The sequence below is a fragment of the Desulfolithobacter sp. genome (assembly GCF_054025815.1).
The window spans coordinates 1-7,192 of sequence record NZ_JBPMMS010000032.1; the positions used below are offsets into that span (position 1 = coordinate 1).

The window sequence follows — 7,192 nt, forward strand, 5'->3', positions numbered from 1 at the left end:
TCTGGTCTCTGGTAACAGGTTGTTGGCTCTTCTCAGGAGTGAACGGGTTGTTGCATCGTGCTAAGTGCCAATATCAAGAGAACTCTGGATATTGTCCGGTGATTCACGGACCTGTAATGATGGCACCCTGCTTGCCTCATGGGGATGAATATGGATTGTGTTGTTGAAAGTTGCTCGAATACCGCATAACTAATGCAAATTTCATTAATTTGCAACCACGGCCGGTTGTTGGCAGGCCCTGAACAAGCAATTGGTCCGGGTACGAAATTCCGGGGACATCGTGCTTAATTCTCCATCCTCTCCCACTCAAAATCCGTGATATTTTTCTCTTTCGAATCAAAGCTGATACCGATGAGATACACAACTCGATCCTCACCATGGTATTTCTCATGATACCCCCTCTGTCTGATCTGCTCCAGGGCGTGGCCAGGCTGGTTCACTTTGAATTCGATGACATAGGCCTTGTCCGGCAGGATGAGGGTCATATCCACCCGGCCCTTGCTGGATGTGTCTTCGGCGATCAGTTGCAGGCCGATGGAAGCAAGGTAGGCGTAGATTACCGAGGCGTAGTAGCCTTCGTAGTTCTGGATTATGTTGTTGGCATAGTTCTGGTAGGGAATGGCGGCAAACAGGCGGCGCATGATCTGCCGGAAGGCCTCCAGGTCGGCCTGAACCAGGGCCTGGTACAGTCCTTTTTTGGCAGGGCGTAGTCCGGGGCCGAGGTTGGTGAGATATTGCAGGAAAAGATTATTCAGGGAAATCTGTATCTCTCGGTTGGGAACCTTGAGACGATACTCCATGCCATCAATGGTTTGTTGTTTTTCCGCAAATGTCAGGTAGCCGGTCTGCCAGAGCAGGGCCACGAGCTCAATGTGGTCCACATCGAAGCTGTCAAGGATCAAGTCGTCGACCACGCAATTCTCAAGATCCGGCAGGTATCGGGGCTGCTCCTTCAGAAGATCGATGAGAAAGCTCGGGTTGTCGGTGCTCCACCAGTAGGGGCGGTATTCCTTTCCTTTGGCCAGGAAGAGCAGTATGTCAAAGGGATTGTAAATAGGTTCGGCAAAATAGTTATATCCGTTGTACCATTCCTTCAGCTTGTCCATGTCAACACCTGCCCGATGTTCTGCGAAGAAGACCTCAACTTCAGAATGAGTATAGCCGCAGATGGTGGCATAAGCAGGATCAATGGTGATGTCATTGAGATTGTTCAGCCCGGAAAAGAGATTCATCTTCGAGAACCTGGAGACTCCGGTGATCATGACAAACCGGATATACTCGTCCAGATCCTTGATGATAGAATAAAAGCCTTTCAGTCTGTCACGGTTGGTACGGGCGGTTTCCCGGTCTGTGATGTGATCCAGGATGGGCTTGTCGTATTCATCGATGAGGATGACGGTTTTCTGCTGGTACTTATGGTAAGCGGTTTCGATCAGTTCCCTGAAGCATGAATTGGGTTTTCCAGCCGTGTCTTTGCAGGAAAGTTCCAACCGACGGATGTTGCTTTCAAGGTTGTCGAGAATCGTTTCGTCAAACTTTTCTTCACTGGTGAAATCGCCGCTGCCAAAACTGATACGGATGACCGGGTGTTTTTTGTCCCAGTTCCATTTTTTCTCGATGTAGAGTCCTGCAAACAATTCCCGGTTGCCGCGAAACAGTTCATAGAGAGTGCTGAGCATGACGCTCTTGCCAAAACGGCGCGGACGGCTGAGAAAATAGTACTTGCCCGCTGTTGCCAAAGAGTACACAACTTCCGTCTTGTCGATATAGACATAGTTTTCTTCCGGGTCAACCAGTTCAGAAAATGTCTGAATCCCTATAGGCAGTCTTTTCATTATCTCAAGACCCCAATCAGTCTCTTACGGCTGAATTTCTGTCATAAAAAACAAGAACTCGTTTACCTGCCGGCCAGTCGCGATCACCCATGGCTGACGCATTGCTGAATTTTTACTTGTCAGATTTCTCTCTTTCACCTATGCTCCTGTAATCCAATCAATAATTCAATCAACTGTATGCAACGGCGTGGTTCCGGAACGAACTTCCTTCGGTCATAAAATGTAGCAATATATAGCAGGGACAGGTAGTTTGGTCTCCCCGTCATTCCATGTGGATTTGGTCAAAATATAGCAAATCCACTCGAAACGTCGAGGAGTCCTTTTTTCAGTTTTGGGATGGGCAATACAAGCTGATCATGCTCAATGAGACTCCACTCCATGGTATCATATCGAAAATATATCTTTAACCGCTGGGTCGCATTTGCCCATGATCTTCTGTGGGTGCCGGTGGCCCTGGTACTGGCCTATCTGCTGCGGTTTAACTTTGACGGGATTCCGCAGGTCCATGTCCGGTCCCTGCAGCAACTGGTCATGTTCGCGCCTCCGGTGCAGGGGGTAATTTTCTGGTTCTTTGGTTTGTATCGGGGGTTCTGGCGCTTTGCCTCCATCCCGGACCTGGTCCGGATATTGAAGGCCGTTGGCATGGGCGCGCTGGTCATTGCTCTGGCCAGTGGCATGTTGACGAGGTTCCAGGGGGTGCCCCGTTCGGTTTTTCTTCTCTATCCGCTGCTGCTTGCCTCGGGATTGTGCGGTTCCCGTCTTTTATTCCGTTGGTTGAAAGATCACAAGTTTTCTTTGAGCCGCCAACGGGGGAAACGCACATTGATCATTGGTGGTGGCAGGGCAGGGGAATTGCTGGTGCGAGACCTTTTGCAGCGGCCGGAATACGAACCTGTTGCCTTTGTCGATGATGATCCCGGCCTGCAGAACAGGGATATTCATGGTATCAGGGTTGTCGGCAAGGGACAGGATATTCCCCGGATTGTCAAGAAATTCGGAATCGAGCTGGTGATCCTGGCCATTCCCTCGGCCGGCAAAAAGGTGATCGGCAAATTGGTCACGCTCTGCCGATCGGCCCGGGTCGAGTGTCTCACCCTGCCCACGGTTCATTAGATGAAGGGCATGGATGTGGATGCCAACCGGTTGCGTGCCATTACCGTTGAGGACCTGCTGGGCAGGGATCCTGTACGATTGGACAGCCGGGCCATTACCGGCTATCTGGCTGGCAGGAGCGTGCTGGTGACCGGTGGCGGCGGATCCATAGGTTCTGAGCTTTGCCGGCAAATTGCTGCATTGCGGCCAGAACGGCTGATTATTTTTGATCATAGTGAATTCAATATATATGCCATTGATCATGAGCTGCGGACAGCATTTCCGGACATTGAGCTTGAAAGCATTCTTGGAGATGTGAAGGATGCTGACCGGGTAGGCTGGCTCTTTGCCACGTTCAGGCCGGAGGTTGTCTTTCATGCCGCCGCCTACAAGCATGTGCCCATGGTGGAATGGAATCCGGCGGAGGGCGTACGCAATAATGTCCTGGGCACCCGCTGTATTGCCGAGGCAGCCGACCGGTACGGCGCGGAAAAGTTTGTCCTGGTGTCCACGGACAAGGCCGTCAATCCGGCCAATGTCATGGGAGCCAGCAAGCGGGCTGCCGAGCTGTACTGCCAGAACCTGGACCGCCGTTCAGAAACCGCCTTTGTTACCACCCGTTTTGGCAATGTCCTTGGTTCCACCGGCTCGGTGGTGCCTTTGTTCCAGCGCCAGATTGCCGAGGGCGGGCCGGTGACGGTGACCCATGAGAAGATCACCCGGTATTTTATGACCATCCCCGAGGCGGTCAGTCTGATTCTCCAGGCCGGAGCCATGGGGGAAGGAGGGGAAATCTTTGTGCTTGATATGGGAAAACCGGTCCTGATCAGGGATCTTGCCGAACAGATGATCCGTCTCTCCGGCCTGGAGCCGGGCCGGGATATTGATATCGTTTATACCGGTCTGCGGCCGGGAGAGAAACTGTATGAAGAACTCCTCCATGCAAGTGAAGGGCTGCAGCCGACCAGTCATGAAAAACTGCTCCTGGCCCGGAGTCGTGAAGTGGATTGGGACTGGCTGCTGGAAGAGTTGCAGAAACTTGAACAGGCCGCCACTTCCCGTCATGTCGACAGCCTGTATGCTTCCCTGCAGGCCATTGTTCCGGAATATGCCGTGGGCGGAGAACAGGAAGTCGAGCGGCAAAAATGTGTTTCTCCCTCTGCCTGAGGATTTTTTCTCAGAATGGTTTTAACCGGAACATATGCTGGGCGAGGAGGGTATCGTTCGCTGTTGCAGGATGTCCTGACGGCTGGTTTTCTGCTGTTTTTGCTCGGTAATATACTTGTCAGGCTGTCTATCCTGTTGCACACCGGCTTTCTCCTGCAGGTGCTCGTTCTTGCCGGGCTGTTTGCCTGTTGTTTTGTTCTTGTCCGGCCACAGTATCTCGGCACGGCTCTCTTCCTTTTTGCCTGTTCCTTTCCTCTTTATGGCTCGCATTCTTACCAGGTTTATAATATTGTTTTTGAACTCTTTGTTGCATTTTTTGCACTTGTTGCCCTGATCCTGGCAAGACGGGAGGAGCAGGGCGGGATGTGGCCGGCCGCTCGATGGCTGCTCTGTCTGCTCGGCTGCTACCTGGCCTTGAGCGTACTCTCGCTTGTACTCCTGCCATTGTCTTCTCTTGTGGTCACCTTATCCCTGTGGGGATGGCAGGATTTTTTCACCTATCTCCTGCAGGCTCCGCCCGGATCGCCGCTTTTTTCCCTGGCAGCGGTCAACAGGCTGCTCCTCTATGGTTTGTTTGTCGTTCTCCTTTCCTCCCGGTCCGATGGGCAGCGACTGTATCACGCCATTTTTGCCGGACTGGTGTGTGGCGCAGTCCTGGCCGCTGCTGTCGGTGTGTTGAACTATTACCACCTGGTACCCCTGGAGTGGTTCAGGGAGGCCGAGGCAGGCGGCAGGCGGCTGCAGTCATTTTTCGGGAATCCCGGCTGGTTTGCCGAGTTTCTTTCTGTTTCCATCCCGTTTATCCTGATCGGTTTCCTGAGCCCCAGGTCCGGCACCGTGACCAGGCTGCTGCTGTTCGCTGTCCTGGTTATCTGCGAGATGGCCATCCTGCTCACCGCTTCCCGGACTGGCTGGCTGATTTATCCGCTCGTTCTCGCAAGCTGCTGGCTGATCTTCTACCTTTCAAAGAAGATTGAAGCAGGCAGGTTACGCTGGCGTGATGTCGGCCGTGTTGCCGGCAAGGTGCTTGTTTCCGTACCTTTGACGATTTTGATCAGTTATTTTCTGGTTACCGGTATACTGCACCTCAAGGGAGTGGATGCGGGTAGCATGATCCAGCAGCGTTTTGCAAAGATCGCTGATCCCGCTACCCGGAAGAAGATCTGGCAGGAAAGTATGGCCATTGGCCTGGAAGCACCGGTTTTTGGCATGGGGTATGAAACCTACAGGTACCAGGTCGCAATCCTGGGCACGATTGATGATTCCCTGTATGCTAAGGCGCGCAGGATTCATAGACTTGAGTTTGACACTCCCCACAACCTCTATATTCAGCTCTTTATCAGTAACGGGATTGTCGGTGTTCTGCTGTGGATGGCTCTTGTCCTCTATGCAGTTCTGTTGTTGTTGTACGATCTGAAAAGACACAGGAGATATTTTAATATTGCCGTATTCCTCTCCATCGCTGCCTTCCATCAGTATGGACTTGCCCAGAGCATGCAGTATATCGGTGTGATCTGGCTGCTGGTTTTTCTCAATATCGGTTATGCCATGACGCTGGACGAAGCTGTGCTCCCTGTGCCATTGAAAAAATCGGTACGGGTGGCAGCAGTTCTGCTCGCCATTTCGGTGTGTGCAGGCGGGCTGGTGTATGGCAGCAATTTCGAGTCATATCTTCTGGCAGAGAAATACGGTCTGCGTATCTATGCCGCGGACCAGCAGCAAGACAGGTACCATGGTTTTTATCCGAAAGAAGAATGGAAAGGACAGGGGACCTATCGCTGGACAGGCGCAAGGGCACAATTTGCTGTGGAGCAGGCCGGCGTGGTACAATTACATTTTTTTTGCAGTACCCCCGGCCTGGGCAATGATCCCGTTGTGCTCGATGTTTTCGCTTCGGATACGCCGCTTGACCGGATAACATTCTGGAGTAACCGGGAGGTTGCAAGAACGTACTATCTTCCCGCATCGGCTCAGGGCCAAGCCGGCCAGATCGAGCTCCGTGTATCCCGGACATGGAACCCGCGACAACAGGGAGTATCATCAGACACCAGGAACCTTGGCGTGGCTGTTCGCGAGCCGGAGTACCGGGGAGCATTGCCGGAGACAGATCTCGGCCTGTATGGATGGCAGATGGCGCAGGAACAGGGAAGTGGTCCGGAGAAAAGGGCATTGTTCCGGTATCGCTGGACCCGTTGGCAGGCTGTCCTGGACCTGCAACGATGGCCCACTGGCACTGCTGCCCTGCAGATGAAGAGTGAACAGCCCTGGCTCGAGAAGCATCCGGTGGAGGTGCGCTTCATCCAGGAACATGCAGTGGTCGCAACAGCGAGGTTGACGAGCCCTGCCTGGAACAGTATAGCGTTACCGCCAGGGATTGATCGCGACCGTCCCCTGATACTTCTGGTCAATCGGCCATGGAACCCGGAGCGGGAAGGATACGGTGCTGATCCCCGGGATCTGGGAGTGGCCGTTCGTTTTGTGCAATCAGCAGGAACAGGCACTGGGCGTGCCGGAAAAATGTGAGTCCGGGGGGCAGGACAGGAAAGCACTGGAGACAGATTTGGCAGGTATGGATATCCCCATTATTTCACCAGGATCCAGGGTCTATGTGGCCGGTCACACCGGTATGGTCGGCTCGGCCATCATGCGCAGGCTTGTGGACAACGGGACCAATGATATTGTAACGCGCAGGCATGCGGAGCTGGACCTCCTGGACCAGGCGGCGGTTGCCGCCTTTTTCCGGCAGGAAGAGATCGACTGCGTCATCCTGGCCGCGGCACGGGTGGGGGGGATCCTTGCCAACAGTAGCTATCCGGCGGATTTCATTTATCAGAACCTGGTGATGGAGACCAATGTCATCCATGCGGCCTGGCAGGCCGGGGTGCAGGACTTGGTTTTTCTGGGCAGTTCGTGTATCTATCCCCGTCTTGCGCCGCAGCCCATGAAGGAGGAGTACCTGCTCACCGGGCCACTGGAACAGACCAACGAACCCTATGCGATTGCAAAAATCGCGGGCATCAAGATGTGCAAGGCCTGGAACCGCCAGTATGGGACCCGCTACTTTGCCGTCATGCCCACCAACCTCTATGGTCCGGGCG

The 7,192-nt window shown here is 53.5% G+C and carries 5 protein-coding genes; 4 read left to right on the plus strand and 1 reads right to left on the minus strand.

The window, feature by feature from the left end; all coding sequences use genetic code 11:
* Positions 1 to 284 precede the first annotated feature (284 nt).
* Positions 285 to 1,835, minus strand: a complete 1,551-nt coding sequence (locus tag ACXJJY_RS07825; RefSeq protein ID WP_456386723.1) for an ATP-binding protein — start codon at positions 1,833 to 1,835, stop codon at positions 285 to 287.
* A gap of 378 nt (positions 1,836 to 2,213) precedes the next feature.
* On the opposite strand from ACXJJY_RS07825, the gene ACXJJY_RS07830 reads away from it, so the two are divergent.
* The 4 genes from ACXJJY_RS07830 to ACXJJY_RS07845 form a co-directional block, all read left to right on the plus strand.
* Positions 2,214 to 2,948 (plus strand): nucleoside-diphosphate sugar epimerase/dehydratase, encoded by a 735-nt coding sequence (locus ACXJJY_RS07830; protein ID WP_456386725.1) that lies wholly within the window; start codon positions 2,214 to 2,216, stop codon positions 2,946 to 2,948.
* On the plus strand, positions 2,949 to 4,094 hold the full coding sequence (locus tag ACXJJY_RS07835) for a UDP-N-acetylglucosamine 4,6-dehydratase family protein (RefSeq protein WP_456386727.1): 1,146 nt from the start codon (positions 2,949 to 2,951) through the stop codon (positions 4,092 to 4,094).
* Between the two features lie 63 nt (positions 4,095 to 4,157).
* Complete coding sequence (locus ACXJJY_RS07840; protein WP_456386729.1) at positions 4,158 to 6,617, plus strand: O-antigen ligase family protein; 2,460 nt, start codon at positions 4,158 to 4,160, stop codon at positions 6,615 to 6,617.
* A 46-nt stretch (positions 6,618 to 6,663) separates the two neighbouring features.
* Positions 6,664 to 7,192 (plus strand): NAD-dependent epimerase/dehydratase family protein (locus ACXJJY_RS07845; RefSeq protein WP_456386731.1); only part of this gene is annotated, 529 nt, incomplete at its 3' end.

Coding starts and splice junctions, on each gene's coding strand:
- ACXJJY_RS07825 (WP_456386723.1), bottom strand. CDS start 1,835: ATGAAAAGACTGCCTATAGGGATTCAGACATTTTCTGAACTGGTTGAC.
- ACXJJY_RS07830 (WP_456386725.1), top strand. CDS start 2,214: ATGGTATCATATCGAAAATATATCTTTAACCGCTGGGTCGCATTTGCC.
- ACXJJY_RS07835 (WP_456386727.1), top strand. CDS start 2,949: ATGAAGGGCATGGATGTGGATGCCAACCGGTTGCGTGCCATTACCGTT.